Below are 17,653 nucleotides of genomic sequence, written 5' to 3' on the forward strand. Positions count from 1 at the left end.
CCAACGGTTACGCGAGCGCGGGCAGCACTTCCTTCTCGAACATCTCGATTCCCGACGTGTCGTACGCGGCCTCGGGGAAGTAGAAGATTCCGTACTCGAGTCCCTGCGCCGCGAGCGCCGACAGGTTCTCGATGATCTGCTCGGGCGTACCCACGGCAGGCATTCCGCGGAACGCATCGAGCGACGCATCGGCGGCAGCTTCGCCGACCAACGGCGTCAGTCGGGCCTTCAGTGTCTCCAACCGCTGAGCCACCTCGGATTCCGTCGCGCCGATGGCCACGTTGTAGTTGGCCGAACGGACGATGGCGTCGAAATCGCTACCGACGGTGTCGCAGTGCTTCTTCAGGATTTCGGACTTGTGCGCGAAGCCGGCCGGGGTGCCGTCGAAGTTCGTGTACTGCGCGTACTTGGCCGCGATCTTGAGTGTGACCTTCTCGCCGCCACCGGCAACCCAGATGGGAATTCCGCCCTCTTGCAACGGAAGTGGACGGCACAGCGCTCCGTCGACCTGGTAGTACTTGCCGTCGAGCGTCGAGCTGCCGGTCGACCACGCCTGCTGCATGATCTGGATTCCTTCGTCGAGGCGGCCCAGACGCTCACCGGCAGAGGGGAAACCGTAGCCGTACGCACGCCACTCCTGCTCGTACCAACCGCCGCCGATGCCCATCTCGACGCGTCCACCCGTGATGAGATCGGTGGTCGCGGCGACCTTGGCGAGGTACGCCGGGTTTCGGTAACTCATGGCGGTACACATCTGGCCCAGTCGGATACGCGAGGTCGACGCACCGAGTGCGGCCATCAACGTCCACGCCTCGTGAGTCGCTTCTTCCGTCGGCTGGGGAACGGTGTGGAAGTGGTCGTAGACCCACACCGACTCCCACGGCCCTGCCTCCGCGCGCAGCGTGAAGTCTCGCATCACCTCCCACTGCTTCGCGGGGTCGATGCCGACCAGGTCCAGACGCCAGCCTTGAGGTACGAACAGTCCGAATCGCATGTAGCGAGCCTACCTACAGTTTCCCGACGCGCGACCGGGGTGACACCCGCGGAGAGTAGACCGGAATGAAGCGGAACATCATCGCCGCGCCGGCGAACGACGTCGCGCCCAGAGCGGCGAATGCCCACCCGAGTGGGAGCACCGCGGCGAGTAGACCGATCGCGAGCGGCCCACCGAACATGCCGGTGTCGTGAGTCAATCGCCATGCAGCGAGGAACTCGGCGCGTTCTTCGGGCGGGGCGATATCGGCACCGAGGGTCATGATCACGCCGTTGCCCAGCCCGTTGCCGATCCCCATCACGACAGCGACCACGGTCAATCCCACTGCACCCGTCGAGAACGGCAACAGTAGGTACGACACACCGATCACCGTCAGCGAAGGCACCGCGACCAGCCTGCGGCCGTATCGGTCCATGATGTGTCCGGCCGGGTACGAGCACAGCAGGTCCACGGCCGCACCGATACCGAAGATCACACTCACCTGGGCTGCATCCAATCCGAGGTGCAATGCCCACAATGGAAGAACGGCCTCACGCGAAGCGCGGGCGGCGCCCATCAGAAGGGAGCCTGTCCCGAGCGTCGACAGAGCGGCACGATGACGGCGAAGGATCTCCGGGAGCGTAACGTGTCCGTGATCGCTGTTGCCTGCCTGCACCTTTCGTGGCGGGTCGGGAACGCGGGCCATCAGCGCCCCGGCGAGCACGACGCCCACCAACTGGACAAGGAATCCTCCGCGCGCTCCCACCAGGAGAATCACGCCGGCCCCGATGAGCGGTCCCAGGAAGAAACCCAACCGCCACATCGCAGCGAACGACGACATTGCTCGGGCCCGTAGACCGAGTGGCACGGTCTCGGCGAGGTAGCTCTGCCGCGCAAGGCCCCACACCGCATTCGCCAATCCGGTCAACAGTGCGCCGATACCGAGCGTCCACGGAGTCTGTGCAAGGAGACAGATCACCACTCCTGTTGCACCCAAGGAACTTCCGCCGATGATCGACCTGCGCTCACCGAAACGCGACACGATCCTGCCGGCGGGGAGGTCACCGAGTACGGCGCCCAAACCACCGAGTGCAACGATCAGGCCGGCGACGGCAACCGAGGCACCCAGGTCGCGCGCGGTGACGGCCATGATGGGGGCAGCCGCACCCTGACCGATCCCGAAGATGGCCGCCGGTACGAAAACCGTTGTGACCAGTGGCTTGAGACCGGCAATCGCCGGCTGTTCCTTGGGCAGTGTTTCCGTCACGCGCTCACTTCTGCCGCGTCAGCGGCCCGCGAGAACCGATTCGCCGGACGATCGAGGCCGTAGTGACCCCGCAGGGTGGATTCCGTGTATTCGGTCCGGAAGAGCCCACGCGCCTGCAGAATCGGCACGACCCGGTCGACGAACACCTCGAGCCCTCCAGGCAGATAGGGCGGCATGATGTTGAAGCCGTCCGCGGCGCCCTTGTCGAACCATTCGGTCAACTCGTCCGCGACCTGCTCCGGTGTCCCGGAAAATGTCCGATGCCCACGGCCACCGCCGAGTTTGCCGATCAGTTCACGGACGGTGAGGTTTTCGCTCTCTGCAAGGTCTTTGACGAGCTGGTATCGACTCTTGTTTCCTTGGATGCGATCGATGTCCGGCAACGGTGGCAGCGGGGCATCCAGCGAATGCTCGGTGAGGTCGACGCCCACCATGTTCGAGAGTTGGCGCAGTGAGTACTCAGGTGAGATGAGATCCGTGAACGACTGCTCCAGTGCCTTGGCTTCGTCTTCCGTATCCGCGATGAAGGGAACGATGCCTGGCAGCACCTTGATCTCGTCGGGACTACGCCCGTACTTGATCAGCCGCGCTTTGAGGTCGGTGTAGAAATCCTGCCCCTGCTCGAGTGTTCGTTGAGCGGTGAACACGGCTTCGGCATACCTCGCCGCGAAATCCTTACCGCTCTCGGAGGAACCGGCCTGTACAAGCAGCGGACGTCCCTGTGGAGACCTCGGCGAATTGAGCGGGCCAGCCACCGTGAATCGTTGACCGTCATGGTCGATGCGATGGACACGATCAGGATCGGCGAAGATTCCGGTCTCTTCGTCCAGGACAACTGCCCCCTCTTCCCAGCTGTCCCAGAGTCCGAGCGTCACGTCGAGAAACTCCTCGGCGCGCTCGTAACGACCGCTGTGCGTCGGTACCGCATCGAGGCCGAAGTTCGCGGCCTCGTCGGCGCCGGCCGACGTCACGATGTTCCACCCGCCTCGTCCGCCACTGATGTGATCGAGGGAAGCGAACTTCCTTGCGAGAGTGTATGGATCGCTGTAACTGGTCGACGCGGTTGCAATCAGCCCCACCTTGTCGGTGGCCGCCGCGATCGCCGACAGCAAGGTGACGGGTTCGAAGATCGCCTGGGTGTTGTACTTGACCCGCGGGCCGACTGCTAGACCGTCGGCGAAGAACACCGAGTCCAGCTTTCCACGCTCGGCGATTCTCCCCAATTCCTGGAAGTGCTTGACGTCCAGGAGGTTGGCCGCATTTGTGCGTGGGTGGCGCCACGCCGCCTCATGATGGCCGACGCCCATCAGGAAGGCGTTCAGATGAAATTGTCGTTCGGACATGAGTTCGCAGAATCTTTCCGTGAATGTGTGGTCAGGTGGTGACGCGCCAGCGCGAGAGCCGACGTTCGATCAGGACCAGAATCGCGTTGATTGTCAGACCCAACAACGAGATCGCGACGATGCCCGCGTACATGTTCGGGATCTGGAAGTTGAGTTGTGAAGCGGTGATCAGATACCCGAGACCGGCTTTGGCCCCGACCATTTCGGCGGCGATCAGCACGAGAATCGACGACGCGGCTGCCATGCGGATACCCGTGAAGATCGTGGGAACAGCGGCGGGCAGAACCACCTTCTGGAACAGCCGAATCGAGGAGAACCCCAGCGAGGCAGCGGACTTGATCAGCAGGGGGTCCACTGTTCGCACACCGGAGATCGTGTTGAGCAGAATCGGGAAGGTGCAGGCGTAGATCACCAGGGCGATCTTCGATTCCTCACCGATTCCGAGAATCAGCACGAAGACGGGAAGCAGAGCCAAGGCTGCTGTGTTGCGGAACAATTCGAGAATCGGGTTGAGGAAGTCGGAGACCGGGCGGTACCAGGCGATCGCGATTCCCAACGGAATCGCGATCGCGATGGCCACGAAGAATCCGGTCAGCGCACGCGTCAGACTGGCCGAAACATGCTCTTGCAATTGTCCGTTCTCGGCGAGAGTGAAGAATGCGGACACAACTTCGGTGAAGGGCGGGAGGAAGACCTTGTCCACCAGCCCGAGCCGAGGTGCCGCTTCCCAGATCCCGAGGAAGATCGCGATCGCAATCGACGGCTTGGCAATCCGCCAGGCGGTGGAACGAATGTAGCGCGCCGCCTTGCCGCCGGCCTGGCTCCGCTGTGCAATGTCAGGTGTTTTGTCGGCCAACGGTTTCGGGGTGGCGACCACCTCCGGCGTCGCCAATGCGCTAGACATGTGCAACCTCCTTGGCAGGATCGAGTTCGCCGGCCCGAGCGCGCTCGACTTCACCGTGCAGCAGCGTCCAGATCCGGTGCCGGAACACTCGGAACTCCTCACCTGATCGCACGTCGTCGCCGGACCGGTCGATGTCGATGTCGACGATCGTCTTGACGCGCCCCGGCCGCGAAGTCAGTACTGCAACACGTTGCCCGAGGTAGATGGCCTCGTCGATTCCGTGGGTGATGAACAAGATGGTCTTGCCGGTGGCCTTCCAGATGCGCAGAAGCTCGTCCTGCAGCGACTCTCGCGTCTGTGCGTCCAGCGCAGCAAATGGTTCGTCCATCAGCAACACTTCGGGGTCGAATGCCAGGCTGCGGGCGATCGCGACTCGCTGCTTCATTCCACCGGACAACTCGTGCGGATAGCGATCCGCGAAACCTTGCAGACCGACCAGTTCGAGGTAATGCTCGGCGAGCTCGCGTCGCTCGCTCTTCTTCACGCCCTTCGCTTCGAGTCCGAACTCGATGTTGTGACGTGCAGTTCGCCATGGAAGTAGCGCGTATTGCTGGAAGACGATTCCCCGATCCAAGCCTGGGCCCGTGATCTGCTTGCCGTCCAGAAGGATTCGACCGGAAGTGGGCGAACTGAGTCCTCCGAGGAGGTCCAGCAGAGTCGACTTGCCGCAACCACTCGGCCCGACGAGGACCAGGAACTCCCCCGGCGCCACGTCGATGTTGATGTCCTCGACCGCGGTGAAAACTTCGTCGGTCCCACGAATGTCGAACTGTTTGGTGACGTGCTCGAGCCGTAGTTTCGGTTCTGTGCTCATTTTGCTGCCTCCAGTGCCTGTCCGTCAGCGCCGCTGTCGGGTGAATACGTTCCGTTGGCGTACGGGTTGAATTCGTTGGTGTAGATGTCCGACGGCTTCAACTTTCCTTCTTCGAGTTCGCCGTTACGGGTGAGCCAGTCGATCCACGTGCTGATCTCGGTATCGGTGATCGTTCCGCCGGGGCCGGCGACTCCTGGGCTCTTCCAGTAGCTGATGAGCTTGGTGTCCTCGTTGCGTCCGCGGCTGTTGATGATCGACGTCAGCTTCGCGACCACTTCTTCTCGTGGGTGTGTCTGCGTCCAGCGGATGGCCCTCGCTGTTCCCTGCACGAAATCGGCGACCGCCTCCTTGTTCTGCGCGATGTAGTCGTCACGGAACACCAACGTGCCGTAGGTGAACGAGCCGAACAACGATTCGTCCGTGAACAGCTCGCGAAGGCCACCACGTTCGAGCGCGGAGTCACGGAAGACCGAGCCGAGGGTGGCGACGTCGATCTGTCCCTGCCGCAAAGCTTGTTCCGTGTTGACCGGCGGAACCACGATCAGTTCCACCTGCTTGATCTCGTCCGGTGTAAGCCCCTCCCGCGCAAGCCATTCACGCACGACGAACTCGTGGTGCGCACCGAGGGTGTTCATCCCGACCTTCTTGCCGATCAGGTCCTTCGCCGATTTGATCGGACTGTCGTCGAGAACGTAGTACCCGTTGAAGCTCTCCTTGTCGGAGCCGTAGTACCCGATGACCGAGGTGATCGGTGAACCCGCGGAAGCCAACTTCACCACCGCCCCGTTGAACGCTCCGCCGAACTCGGTTTGACCGGTCGCTGCGTTCTGAATGCTCTGAGGGCCGCTGGTCGTATCGCCGATCCAGTTGAGCTCCACGTCGTTGAAGTAGCCGAGGTCAGCGGCCAGTTCGGGGTAGATGACCTGTCCGGTGCTGCCCTCGTACCGCAGGACGGTCTTGCCGTCGGCGGTCTTGACCACTTCGTCGGAGGAGCCCGAGCAGGCAACGGCAAAACTGGACAGAGTGACAAGAGCGACGACCGCGGCTACCGAGCGCGCGAAACGAGGGCGAATCATGAAGTTGCTTCCTGTAGAAGATGATTGGTTCAGTTCTCGGCTACACCTGTCCGGAGCGCCGTGTGCGGCGCTCGGCACAGGCAGGTGTGGGGAATGTCAGTTCAACGACAACAGTTGAGCGACATGAGCGGGAAAGACCGAAACACGTGAGACTCCAATGAATGTGCAGACAGGATCGAGCCGTGAGCAGTGCCGAAACCATACGTCGGCACCCACTACCTGGGTCAACGGTTACATTCATGCCGGATTTAATGTGTGAGGTCCGTATCATGAGGGCATGCTTTCGCCGACGACTGCGCAGGACTTCGAGCAACACCGTGGCCACCTGACGTCGGTGGCCTACCGTCTCACCGGAAGTTTCAGCGACGCTCAGGATGCGGTGCAGGAGGCATGGATACGCTTGCAAGTCGCACAATCGAGACAAGGAAGCGACCTCGAGATCCGCGAGCTGCGCGGATGGCTCACCACTGTTGTCGGTCGGATCTGCCTCGATCATCTCAAATCGGCCGCGGTCAGAAGAGAAAGCTATGTCGGACAGTGGCTTCCGGAGCCGATCGTCACGCCCGTCGACGCCACCTCGGGCACACCCTCAGCGACACCCGATCCGCTGGAGTACGTCGTGACGCAGGAACAGAATCGTTTTGCTGCCCTCGTCGTCCTGGACACCCTTACTCCCGCTCAACGCGTTGCCTTCGTCCTGCATGACGGCTTCGACGTGCCCTTCGCCGAGGTTGCGCGCATCCTCGACATCGAAGTAGCCACTGCCCGTCAGTTGGCCTCGCGGGCCCGTAAAGCCGCAGCGTCGGCGCCGGTCCCGGTCAGTAGCGAGGAGCATGCTGCTGCCGTCGAGCGATTGGTGACGGCTATCGCGAGTGGAGATCTGAACGCCGTGATAGGTGCACTCGATCCCGATGCCGTCCTGATCGGTGACGCAGGCGGAACTACCCGCACGGCTGTCAACATTGTGCGCGGCAGCGATCGTGTCGCGCGGTTCTATCTGGGATTGGCCCGCAAGTACGGACCGGCAGCGGTGTTCTCGATGTCACCGGTTCTCGTCAACGGACAGCTCGGCGGTGTATTCGCCGGCTCACCGGGGGACGACCAGTACCCGCAGTTCGCCGCTCGCGTTGCCGGCTTCACTGTCCGCGACGGAGTCGTGTGCGCGGCCTACGACATTGCGAATCCAGCCAAGTTCAGCGCTGTGCCGATGCTCGATCACACCGAACCCGAACGCAAGTAGCGAGACTCCCATTCCTCGAGGTGTGATCTGGACACCTGCGTGCCGAACCACAGTCGGTGCAGTACATCCGATCCCAGATGATGCAATTCGGTGTGCGTCCTCCACTGCTGCGACGCCCACTCGGGTTCGTTGTGGGCGGCGTCGATCCCGGCCATCGCGCTACCTCGCAGTTCGAAGTCCAGGTCCCGACGAAGCTCCGAAAGCTCCGACCAATTCGCCTGTGGTGCATAGTGCCTCGCGCGAATTTCGGTCAGCAGCTTGAACAGGACGCTACCCGCCCGCTCGTCGACCCAGATCAGAGTGCGTCGATGCGCACCGCGCCCCACCGTCCACAGGACCACCAACGCCACGACGACGCCGATTGCCGTCTCGAGCATGCGGCTGAGGATCAGATGTCGGACGGTCCCGTGCGCACCACCGGCCGCGCCGAGGAGAATCGCGAGGGCGGTGATGAAGATGACGGCTATCCCGTAATTCCGCACCAGGAACAGCTCGATCCCCGCCATCAGGACTGCAAGTACCGCCACCAACCACAGACCGGTCGGACTCCAGGAGTAGATGGCACCCAACAGAATCAACCCGAGGACGGTCCCACCGATGCGGTGGATTCCGCGATAGGTGCCCAGTATTCGATCCGGTCCTTGATGAAGGACCATCGCCGCGGCGATCACCGCCCAGTCCGGGCGATCGATGCCGAGCAGGACGGTGAGGGTTCCCGCCGCCATACAGGCAATGGACAGCCGAAGTGCCGTCACCGACGCTCGGCTGGACGGATTGCAGGCGCGGAGGAACCGATATCGGATCGTCGAGTCGGGCAGAGGCGGGTGGGCCCCGACCTCGTCGACGTCGAACGCGGGGTCCGCCATGAGCTCCGGATCGTGGTCGTCGGAGATCGCTCTGGCCATCGAGATCTGCGCTCGTTCGAGTTCACGGGTCAACGGGTGGTCTTTCCCGACGATTGCGCCGCGGTAAAGGCACTGCCACGCGTCGTGCAGCCGAAGTGCTGCAGCGTGGCGTTTGTCTCGCGTGAGTTCGGGTGGGGCGTACCTCGCCTGAGCGTCCGTGTACTCCGCAACGGCCGAGACGGCTGCCTGTACAGCGCTGCGTTCGACAGCTCTCGGTGCCCACAGGATTCCCGTCATCGAGACGACCACCGCGCTGATCCCACCGATTGCCGTCCACATCGCGACCTCGACCGGCGGCTGACCGGGAGTGGCGATCACGGAACTGATCTCGGTGGTGAGCAACAGAAAGAACGCGCCCGGTGGACCCAATCGAAGCGCGTCGACGGTGAAGGCGCAGGTCGACACCACGACGGCCATGATCAGCACGACAAAGACGAGCAGCACCGTCGGCGCTCCCTCGGCGATGGCTCGGTGGACGGGCTCACCCACCGATGCCCCGACGAAGGACAGGATCGTCAGCGCCGTCGCAGCGATACCGACTGCCTTCCACCTGCTCCGGTACGGACGACCCTCACCGTAGATCGATGCAAATGCACCGAGGCCGACCAGGAGCGAAGCAGACCCGAATCCGAGCAGTGTGGCGATGGCCGCCGGAATCGCCAGGGCGAGGGCGACGCGAACCGCTCCGGGGTACCGGTTTCCCACCGGCGGCAATCCGAACAGGACGCTGCGCGCCGGCCGCGGAGCCGGGAGGTCGGACTCATGACCCGCTGATGTTTCTTCGGGGTCCACTGCCCATCCTTCGCGCCGGCCTGTTCGTGTCTGTGTCGTCCCATTCTTGCGGGCGGCCGACGTGGAATTCGAGGCGGGTCCGGAGGTCGATTCAACCACCCCTTTATTGACACTATGTCAACAGTGTGGATGATAGGTGGAGTCGGATCCGCTCGCGGGTCGCACTTCATCGATCGGGAGAATCACGATGACGCAAGGATCTACCGCAACCCGGACCGCAGAACGACGGTCCCCGTGGATGGACGACGAATTGGAGGCCGTGGCCGACCTGGCAAGGAACTTCTTCGCCAAACACGTCACACCGCATCAGAAACGCTTCGCGTCCCAAGGTTTTCCCGACAAATCCGCATATCGGGAACTCGGGGCGCTCGGGCTCGCCGGCATGTCGATCCCCACCGAGTACGGCGGCGGAGGAGGAACTTTCGCGCACGACGCCGTGCTGTTCCACGAGCAGGTCATGGCGGGTGATCATTCACTCCAACTCGGCGTGCACTCGGGAATCGTGCCGCACTACCTCAATGCCTACGCCGATCACGAGCACAAACAGCGCTGGCTACCGAAGCTGGTGAGTGGCGAGTGGGTGGGCGCAATCGCCATGACCGAGCCCGGCACCGGATCCGACTTGCAGAACATCACCACCCGAGCCGTCCGCGACGGTGACGACTATCTGATCAGCGGCGCAAAGACCTTCATCTCCAACGGTCGCAATTGTGATCTGGTGATTATTGCCGCCAAGACCGATCCCAGCCTCGGAGCGCGTGGAGTGTCGCTCATCGTGGCCGAGGTCGATGACAACACACCGGGTTTCGAGCGCGGGCGAATACTCGAGAAGGTCGGACAGAAGGGCCAGGACACCACCGAGCTGTTCTTCGACCGCTTGCGGGTGCCTGCAACAAACCTGCTCGGGGACCGCGAAGGCACAGGGTTTGCCCAGCTGATGCAGCAGCTACTGCCTGAACGATTGATCTGCGGAGTTGCAGCCACTGCGGCAATGGAGCGTGCAGTCGCCCTCACCGTCGAGTACACCAAATCCCGAAACATGTTCGGGCAAACGCTCTTCGATCTGCAGAACACCCGCTTCGAACTTGCCGAGTGCGCGTCCATCGCTCGTATCTCACGAACGTTCATCGACGACTGCATCGTCAAATACGTTGCCGGGCAGCTCGATGCGACTACCGCCGCGATGGCCAAGTACTGGCTCACCGACCAGCAGTGCGCCGTGATCGACCGCTGCGTGCAACTACACGGCGGGTACGGCTACATACTCGAATATCCCATCGCTCAGATGTACGCCGACGCTCGTATTCAGCGAATCTACGCCGGATCGAACGAAGTCATGAAGGACCTCGTGGCGAGATCACTCTGAGCAATCAGGAATCCGCCTCGCACGCCGGCAGAACGTCACGCACGATGGCGAGCAAACTGCGTACCAGCAGAAGGTGCACCTGTTCGCGGTCGAGCGCTCCCGTCACCAACCACTGCTTACTGGCGGCCTTCGCCAAGCCTCCGTACGCCACGATCATCGAATGAACAGCAGCCGCGCTGCCTTCACTCGGTCGAATCTCGAGCGCATCCATCATGCGTCGCGCAGCAACGTCGTCAGCATCCTGCAGGATCCGATCCATCTCGGGATCACGGCGGAGGTCGTCGGACATGATTGTCGAGATCCACATGTCGCGATGACGCCAGGCGACGTCGAGCCACCGATCGATCACGGCGCCGATCCGCTTCTCCTGGCTCGCCGATCGCGGAATGCGGTCCACCGCCACTTCGGGAATGAAGACGAACCGCCGCACGACGTCGAGATACAACTCCCGCTTGGAGCCGAAGTAATGATTGAGCAGCGGACGTCCGACCCCAGCCGCCTTGGCCAACTCGGTCATCGAGACGTCGGCAAAAGACTTCTCCTCGAAAACCTTTGCCGCGCTGACAATGATCTGCTCACGCCGGTCTTCGGGACCGAGACGCCTTCCGCCTGTGGCCGACGCGGACGTCATTCTTTTCTCGCGGGCGTGCTGTTGACCGTCGCCTGCGCCTCGACCATGAGCGAAATGTGCTCCACCAAACGCTTTCGAGAGATCTTGGAGGACGGGGTGTGCGCCTGATAGATGAACGCGAGGGCACCGAACAGCCCCACCGAATTGAGTTCGGAGTTCGCGGAGTCGGTTGCCTCGCCGCCGTACATCAGCTCGAGCGACGCGGAAATCGGATTCGTGAACTCCGCCATCAATTCTCGCCCTCGATCCCACAGCGCAGGTTCCGCCTGGGATTCGACGAACATGATGCGTCCACGTCGAGGATCTTTGAATACGTAGTTGGTGAAGGCCTTCACCACGTGGCGGATCAGGGCCGACGGTTCGGAAGGCGCCGCCTCGAGAGCGTCCAGAATAGTGTCACGCGCACCGAGAACGACCTCGTCGAGCACGGCGACCAGCAGTTCGTCACGGTTGGCGAAGCTCTCGTAGAAGTACCGTTCGGTCAGCGCGGCCTCGCGGCAGGTCGCACGCATGGTCGCGGCGGCCGCTCCCTCGGTGCCCATGATCTGCAACCCGGCTTCGATCAGCTGTGTCCGGCGCGCGGCGCGGCGATCTTCCGGTTCCTGCCCACGCCACCTGCGCGGGCCGGTGCGCCGAGCCTCGGTATCCGTCATGTCCCCATGTTCTCACTGACCGGCAGCGCTCTCGACCTCAGGTTATCGCGGCGACCTCCGCAAGCGAACTGACATCGCCCGATGTCAATCAGTTGAATTCTGACATCAACCGCTGTTGACATCACTTGATGTCAGACTTACTCTTCGTTCAGTTGTTCACGCACCAATCAGGAGGCGTCACACATGGTCGACATCGACCCAACCTCGGGGCCATCGGCCGGTGACGAGGAAACTCGAACTCGCCGAACACGAGTCGTCGTCATCGGAGCCGGTTTCGGCGGCATCGGAACGGCTGTCCGCTTGAAGCAGTCCGGGATCGACGACTTCGTCGTTCTGGAACGTGCCGCGGAGCCCGGGGGACCTGGCAGGTCAATACCTACCCCGGTGCACAGTGCGACATCCCGTCGATTCTGTACTCGTTCTCGTTTGCGCCAAATCCGAACTGGACGCGGCTGTATCCGCTACAGCCCGAGATCTACGACTATCTCCGGGATTGCGTCCATCGCTTCGGACTGGCCGGTCATTTCCACTGCAACCAGGACGTGACAGAAGCTTCGTGGGACGAGCAAGCCCAGATCTGGCGGGTACACACTGCGGAAACCGTCTGGGAGGCACAGTTCCTGGTCGCGGCCACCGGCCCGTTCAGTGCCCCCGCCACACCCGACCTTCCCGGGCTCGAATCGTTTCGTGGTCAGATGTTCCACACCGCGGACTGGAACCACGACCACGACCTTCGCGGTGAGCGGATAGCCGTGGTCGGCACCGGCGCCTCTGCGGTGCAGATCATCCCCAGACTGCAACCGCTCGCGGACACGTTGACCGTGTTCCAGCGGACACCGACGTGGATCCTGCCGCACCCGGATCAGCCGATGACCGGCTGGCCGAGCGCTCTCTTCGAGCGGGTGCCGCTCACCCAACGACTGGCACGCAAGGGACTCGACCTGCTCCAAGAAGCCCTGGTACCCGGATTCGTGTACAAGCCGTCACTACTCAAAGGGCTGGCCGCACTCGGCCGAGCACACCTTCGCCGGCAGGTCCGGGACCCGGAGCTTCGCGCAAAGCTGCTCCCCCACTACGCATTCGGATGCAAGCGTCCGACGTTCTCGAACACCTACTATCCCGCGCTGGCGTCACCCAATGTGGAGGTGGTGACGGACGGAATCGTCGAGGTGCAGGAGCGCGGAGTCCTCACCGCGGACGGCGCCTTCCGGGAAGTCGACACCATAGTCATGGGAACCGGCTTTCGTATGGGAGACAACCCGTCGTTCGACATCATCCGGGGCAAGGACGGCCGCAGCCTCGCGCAGACGTGGAACGGCAGTGCCGAAGCCTTCCTCGGCACCACCATCAGCGGGTTTCCGAACTTCTTCATGATCCTCGGCCCCAATTCCGTGGTCTACACCTCGCAGGTCGTCACGATCGAAGCGCAGGTCGAGTACATCGTGAGCTGCATTCTTCAAATGGACGAGGGCGGCATCGGCAGTATCGACGTCCGGGCAGACGTGCAGAGAGAGTTCGTGCGCGCGACCGACCGCCGACTCGCCACCAGCGTATGGAACGCCGGCGGGTGCAGTAGTTACTACCTCGTCGACGGCGGCCGCAATTACACCTTCTATCCCGGATTCAACCGATCCTTCCGCACCAGGACCAAACGAGCCGACCTCGCTCACTACGCGCAGGTACAACCCGTCTCGTCCGAATCACTCACAACTGCCCGAGAAACCGTGAGGAGCCGATAATGCTCGGCATCAACGCCTTCCGAGGCACACCCGTCGTCGCACCGTCCGGCGCGCGCCGCTACACCGACGAAGCACATGCGATCGCCGCCCGTGACGTCGAATTCGACTGGGACGGCGTACCACTGCATTACGTGCCGAACGAACCGATGGTCACCCACGTCATCAACTTCATGCATCTCGTGTTGCCCGAGGGAGAGCGGGCCATGTCCGCAACGCTCGCCGAAGCGCTCCCGCTCATCGAGGACCCCCGCCTGCACGAAGAGGTGGTGGGATTCGTCGGCCAGGAAGCAACACACGCGTCGTCGCACAAAGGTGCACGCGAGCATCTTGCGGACCTCGGCATGGACATGAAACCGATGTCACGCCGGATGGACTGGCTCGTGGACAAGATATTGGGCGACAAAGGATTGACCGGAAAAGCCAAGCACGCCTGGCTCTGTGAACGTCTCGGCTTGTTTGCCGCGATGGAGCACTACACGGCGGTGGTCGGGGAATGGCTGCTCACCGATCCCGCCCTCGAAGATGCCGGCATGCACCCGACGATGCTCGACATGGTCAAGTGGCACGGCGCCGAGGAAGTCGAGCACCGCAACGTGGCCTTCGACGCCTACATGTACGTGGACGGTAGCTACGCCCGCCGCGTTCGCACGGCGCTGCTCGCCAGCTTCACGTTGTTCGTGTTGTTCATCGCCTCGATGAACTACCTCTTCCGGCAGGACCCGTCGAAGGCGAAGGGCCGCCTGTGGCCTCTGCAACTGATCAGCGCCACTCGCCGCGGCCTGGTCCCGAACATGAAATTCCTGATCACCGAGATTCCTCCGTATCTGCGGCCGAGCTTCCATCCGTCCCAGATCGGGGACATGGACGTAGCCATGCGCTACCTCGCTCGCTCACCTGCCGCCAATCGTTCTTCCGAAAAGAGTGAAGGATGAACAAGACGACTGCCGACCGTCCTCACGACGCACAAGACTTCACACCGACCCGGTCGTTGAGGATTGCCGCACAGGCGACGAGCGCATACCGTCGAATCTTTGCGTCAAGTCCTGCAGCGCAGATACTTTCGCGTCCCAACCCGGTCCGCTACAGCGGATTCGACATGACGCTGGACGTGAAGTCCGTCCGGTTCGAGTGCGCAGACGTCCTGAGTGTCACCTTGACCCCGAGGGAAGGAATCACCCTGCCGTCGTGGATTCCCGGCGCTCACCTAGACGTCATTCTCCCCTCGGGAAGGCAACGACAGTATTCGTTGTGCGGAGACCCCGACGACTTGACCTCGTATCGGATCGCCGTCCGGCGGATCGACGAAGGCGGGGGCGGCTCCCGCGAGATACACGAGTCGCTGAAACCCGGAATGGTTGTCGACGTACGAGGGCCGCGGAATGCATTTCCTTTTGTCACTGCTCCGTCGTACCTCTTTGTTGCGGGCGGAATCGGGATCACTCCGATACTTCCCATGGTGCAACGCTGTCACCGCCGCGGAGTCCCGTGGCGATTGGACTATCTCGGACGAACTCGGGCAGCTATGCCATTCCTGAACGAGATCGAGGAGTATTCCAGCGGCCGGGTAACCATCCGACCCGACGACGAGCTGGGTCCGACGGATATCGGAACACTCGTCGCTGCTGCGGATCCAGGTGCCGCGGTGTACACGTGCGGACCGGTTCCGCTGATGAACACGGTGCGTGCGGCAACTTTCGCCGCCAACCCGACCGGATCGGTGCACAGCGAGAGGTTCTCCCCACTCCCGGTAGTCGACGGCAAGGAGTTCACGGTGCATCTGGCGCGCACCGGTCTCACCGTCGATGTGGGCGAGTCCGAAAGTGCATTGGCTGCAATACGACGCGTACTTCCCGGAGTAGCGTATTCATGCCAACAGGGCTTCTGCGGTACATGCAAGGTCCGGGTGCTCTCCGGGACCGTCGAGCATCGAGACACCCTCCTCACCGAATCCGAACGTACTGGTTCGATGTTGACCTGTCGATCACGTTCCACCGGTGGGTCTTTGGTGGTGGACCTGTGAAGGGAAAATTCTCTCTTTCTGCGGCCGACGCAGCCTTCATCCGCTCCGCTCCGCTGGTGATCACTCACCGGATCGAATCCGAAGCGACGTGTGAAAGCTTGTGGCAGACGTTGACCTCGGACGGAGCGCTCACGTCGTGGGCGCACGGGATCACCGGAGCCGACTGGACCTCGGACAGACCATTCGGCGTCGGGACTACGCGAACCGTGCGAGCCGGCGCTTTTGCTGCACTGAACGAGCGATTCTTCCGCTGGGACGAGGGGCGCCGGATGTCGTTCTACGTGGAGTCGGCGTCACTTCCGGGGTTCAAACGCTTCGCTGAAGATCTGGTGTTGGAACCGACTTCGACTGGCAGCCGCCTCACCTGGACGTTCGCTGTGCAAGCGCAGCCGTGGTTCGCCCCCATTCTGACTCTGTCCCGACCGATCCTCCAACGCGTCACCCGCGGCTGGGCCGACGGCGCCGTCCACCACACACTTCAAGGAACTCCACGATGACGGCGACCGAGATCGACACGACCACACAGGCGTCCGACGACACAGTGACACAGGCAGTGCGCGACGCCCGTACTGCTTCCGAATGGTGGGCAGAACTGACATTCGAGCAACGCGCTCGTCGACTGGATCGGTGGCGAGGAATCATCGCTCGTCGCGCATCCGAACTCGCCGACGTCGTGCACCGGGACATGGGCAAGCCGCACCCTGACGCGATGCTCGAAATCGCCATGGCACTAGAACATCTCGCGTGGGCGTCGAAGAATGCCCGAAAGGTATTGGGCAGGCGCAGCGTCCGCTCCAGTTTGTTGACGGTCAATCAGGCCGCCTCGGTGGAGTATCGACCTCTCGGGGTGATCGGTGTGATCGGTCCGTGGAACTATCCGGTCTTCACCCCACTCGGTTCGCTCTCGTTCTCGCTGGCTGCAGGCAACGCCGTGGTCTACAAGCCGAGTGAGTTCGCACCGGCAGTCGGGCAATGGTTGGGCCGCGCCTTCGCCGAGGTCGTCCCTGAACATCCTGTGCTGCAGGTCGTCACGGGCGATGGTTCGGTCGGCGCGGCACTGTGCCTGGCCGGTGTCGACAAGATCGGGTTCACCGGATCGACCGCGACGGGCAAGAAAGTCATGGCAGCGTGCGCCGAGACCCTCACACCGGTGTTGATGGAATGTGGTGGTAAGGACGCGCTCATCCTTGATGCCGACGGAAATGTCGGTGCCGCCGCGGATGCTGCGGTGTGGGGAGCATTGTCCAACTCCGGTCAAACCTGTCTGGGCGTCGAGCGTGTATACGTGCACGAACATGTCTACGGCGAGTTTATCGACAAGACAATCACTTTGGCTGCCCGAGTTCATGCGGGTCCGGGTGCCGAAGACAAGATCGGTCCGATCACCATGCCCTCGCAAGTGGCTGTAATCCGGCGCCACATCGACGACGCGATGTCGCGGGGTGGACGTGTCGTTCTCGGAGGGCTCGGCTCGATCTCCGGCCAGTACGTGCAACCGACCATCATGGTCGACGTCCCCGAAGACAGCCTCGCCGTCACGGAGGAAACTTTCGGCCCGACGATGACGATCACCAAGGTCGCCTCGATGGACGAGGCGGTGGAGTTGGTCAATGCGTCGCCATACGCATTGGGAGCAAGCGTGTTCGGCAAGGACGGAGCGGCTGTTGCCGATCGGCTCCGATCCGGAGGAGCGTCGGTGAACTCTTACGTGATGTATGCCGCGGTTCCCAACCTGCCACTGGGTGGGGTCGGAGCATCTGGTTTCGGACGCGTTCACGGCCCAGATGGTCTGAAGGAGTTCACCTACGCTCGTTCGACGACTCGGCAACGATTCCGTTCGCCCCTACCACTGACGACGTTTCGAAGGACCGCCCGAATCGACTGGCTGGTCAAGGTTCTCATCCGCGCGCTACACGGAAGGCACTGAAGC

The 17,653-nt window shown here is 62.5% G+C and carries 17 protein-coding genes; 8 read left to right on the top strand and 9 right to left on the bottom strand.

Annotation, left to right across the window (positions count from 1 at the left end):
• Nucleotides 1-7 precede the first annotated feature (7 nt).
• From EHW12_RS23090 to EHW12_RS23115, 6 genes are read right to left on the bottom strand one after another with little or no spacing between them, the layout of a single operon-like run.
• Nucleotides 8-994 (bottom strand): LLM class F420-dependent oxidoreductase, encoded by a 987-nt coding sequence (locus EHW12_RS23090; protein ID WP_063315901.1) that lies wholly within the window; start codon nucleotides 992-994, stop codon nucleotides 8-10.
• A 13-nt stretch (nucleotides 995-1,007) separates the two neighbouring features.
• Nucleotides 1,008-2,240 carry an MFS transporter gene (locus tag EHW12_RS23095; RefSeq protein ID WP_125051836.1) on the bottom strand — a complete coding sequence of 411 codons (1,233 nt, stop codon included), beginning with the start codon at nucleotides 2,238-2,240 and terminating at the stop codon, nucleotides 1,008-1,010.
• A complete protein-coding gene (locus tag EHW12_RS23100; RefSeq protein WP_125051838.1) occupies nucleotides 2,237-3,583 on the bottom strand; it encodes an LLM class flavin-dependent oxidoreductase in 1,347 nt (448 codons plus the stop codon). The genes EHW12_RS23095 and EHW12_RS23100 overlap by 4 nt, the downstream gene beginning before the upstream one ends.
• Nucleotides 3,584-3,614: 31 nt before the next feature.
• The gene (locus EHW12_RS23105; protein ID WP_007733521.1) at nucleotides 3,615-4,487 is read right to left on the bottom strand and encodes an ABC transporter permease; all 873 of its coding nucleotides are present in this window, start codon (nucleotides 4,485-4,487) and stop codon (nucleotides 3,615-3,617) included.
• On the bottom strand, nucleotides 4,480-5,301 hold the full coding sequence (locus EHW12_RS23110; RefSeq protein ID WP_003940477.1) for an ABC transporter ATP-binding protein: 822 nt from the start codon (nucleotides 5,299-5,301) through the stop codon (nucleotides 4,480-4,482). The genes EHW12_RS23105 and EHW12_RS23110 overlap by 8 nt, the downstream gene beginning before the upstream one ends.
• Complete coding sequence (locus tag EHW12_RS23115) at nucleotides 5,298-6,377, bottom strand: ABC transporter substrate-binding protein (protein WP_007733528.1); 1,080 nt, start codon at nucleotides 6,375-6,377, stop codon at nucleotides 5,298-5,300. Before EHW12_RS23115 ends, EHW12_RS23110 begins: the two co-directional genes overlap by 4 nt.
• Before the next feature lie 277 nt (nucleotides 6,378-6,654).
• On the opposite strand from EHW12_RS23115, the gene EHW12_RS23120 reads away from it, so the two are divergent.
• Nucleotides 6,655-7,617 carry a sigma-70 family RNA polymerase sigma factor gene (locus tag EHW12_RS23120; RefSeq protein WP_030535346.1) on the top strand — a complete coding sequence of 321 codons (963 nt, stop codon included), beginning with the start codon at nucleotides 6,655-6,657 and terminating at the stop codon, nucleotides 7,615-7,617.
• On the opposite strand, the gene EHW12_RS23125 is transcribed toward EHW12_RS23120, so the two are convergent.
• Entirely contained in the window at nucleotides 7,593-9,314 is a 1,722-nt protein-coding gene (locus EHW12_RS23125; RefSeq protein WP_125051840.1) for an FUSC family protein, read from the bottom strand. The genes EHW12_RS23120 and EHW12_RS23125 overlap by 25 nt on opposite strands.
• Nucleotides 9,315-9,501: 187 nt before the next feature.
• Between EHW12_RS23125 and EHW12_RS23130 the strand changes: the two genes are divergently transcribed.
• A complete protein-coding gene (locus EHW12_RS23130) occupies nucleotides 9,502-10,680 on the top strand; it encodes an acyl-CoA dehydrogenase family protein (RefSeq protein WP_039973350.1) in 1,179 nt (392 codons plus the stop codon).
• A gap of 4 nt (nucleotides 10,681-10,684) precedes the next feature.
• Here the strand turns inward: EHW12_RS23130 and EHW12_RS23135 are convergent, their stop codons facing one another.
• Together EHW12_RS23135 and EHW12_RS23140 are read right to left on the bottom strand one after the other, a co-directional pair.
• A complete protein-coding gene (locus tag EHW12_RS23135) occupies nucleotides 10,685-11,311 on the bottom strand; it encodes a TetR/AcrR family transcriptional regulator (RefSeq protein ID WP_007733533.1) in 627 nt (208 codons plus the stop codon).
• Nucleotides 11,308-11,964, bottom strand: a complete 657-nt coding sequence (locus tag EHW12_RS23140) for a TetR/AcrR family transcriptional regulator (RefSeq protein WP_007733534.1) — start codon at nucleotides 11,962-11,964, stop codon at nucleotides 11,308-11,310. Before EHW12_RS23140 ends, EHW12_RS23135 begins: the two co-directional genes overlap by 4 nt.
• Before the next feature lie 183 nt (nucleotides 11,965-12,147).
• On the opposite strand from EHW12_RS23140, the gene EHW12_RS35440 reads away from it, so the two are divergent.
• From EHW12_RS35440 to EHW12_RS23165, 6 genes are read left to right on the top strand one after another with little or no spacing between them, the layout of a single operon-like run.
• Entirely contained in the window at nucleotides 12,148-12,510 is a 363-nt protein-coding gene (locus tag EHW12_RS35440) for an NAD(P)-binding protein (RefSeq protein WP_241199033.1), read from the top strand.
• The gene (locus EHW12_RS23145; RefSeq protein WP_241199187.1) at nucleotides 12,438-13,703 is read left to right on the top strand and encodes an NAD(P)/FAD-dependent oxidoreductase; all 1,266 of its coding nucleotides are present in this window, start codon (nucleotides 12,438-12,440) and stop codon (nucleotides 13,701-13,703) included. Before EHW12_RS35440 ends, EHW12_RS23145 begins: the two co-directional genes overlap by 73 nt.
• Nucleotides 13,703-14,635 (top strand): metal-dependent hydrolase, encoded by a 933-nt coding sequence (locus EHW12_RS23150; RefSeq protein ID WP_003940129.1) that lies wholly within the window; start codon nucleotides 13,703-13,705, stop codon nucleotides 14,633-14,635. The genes EHW12_RS23145 and EHW12_RS23150 overlap by 1 nt, the downstream gene beginning before the upstream one ends.
• Nucleotides 14,632-15,723 carry a PDR/VanB family oxidoreductase gene (locus EHW12_RS23155; protein WP_007733536.1) on the top strand — a complete coding sequence of 364 codons (1,092 nt, stop codon included), beginning with the start codon at nucleotides 14,632-14,634 and terminating at the stop codon, nucleotides 15,721-15,723. The genes EHW12_RS23150 and EHW12_RS23155 overlap by 4 nt, the downstream gene beginning before the upstream one ends.
• Nucleotides 15,720-16,220, top strand: a complete 501-nt coding sequence (locus EHW12_RS23160; RefSeq protein WP_007733538.1) for an SRPBCC family protein — start codon at nucleotides 15,720-15,722, stop codon at nucleotides 16,218-16,220. Before EHW12_RS23155 ends, EHW12_RS23160 begins: the two co-directional genes overlap by 4 nt.
• Entirely contained in the window at nucleotides 16,217-17,650 is a 1,434-nt protein-coding gene (locus tag EHW12_RS23165) for an aldehyde dehydrogenase family protein (protein ID WP_047270965.1), read from the top strand. The genes EHW12_RS23160 and EHW12_RS23165 overlap by 4 nt, the downstream gene beginning before the upstream one ends.
• Nucleotides 17,651-17,653 lie beyond the last annotated feature (3 nt).

The sequence above is a fragment of the Rhodococcus sp. NJ-530 genome, from assembly GCF_003860625.1.
GTDB classification, from domain to species: Bacteria; Actinomycetota; Actinomycetes; order Mycobacteriales; family Mycobacteriaceae; genus Rhodococcus_F; species Rhodococcus_F qingshengii.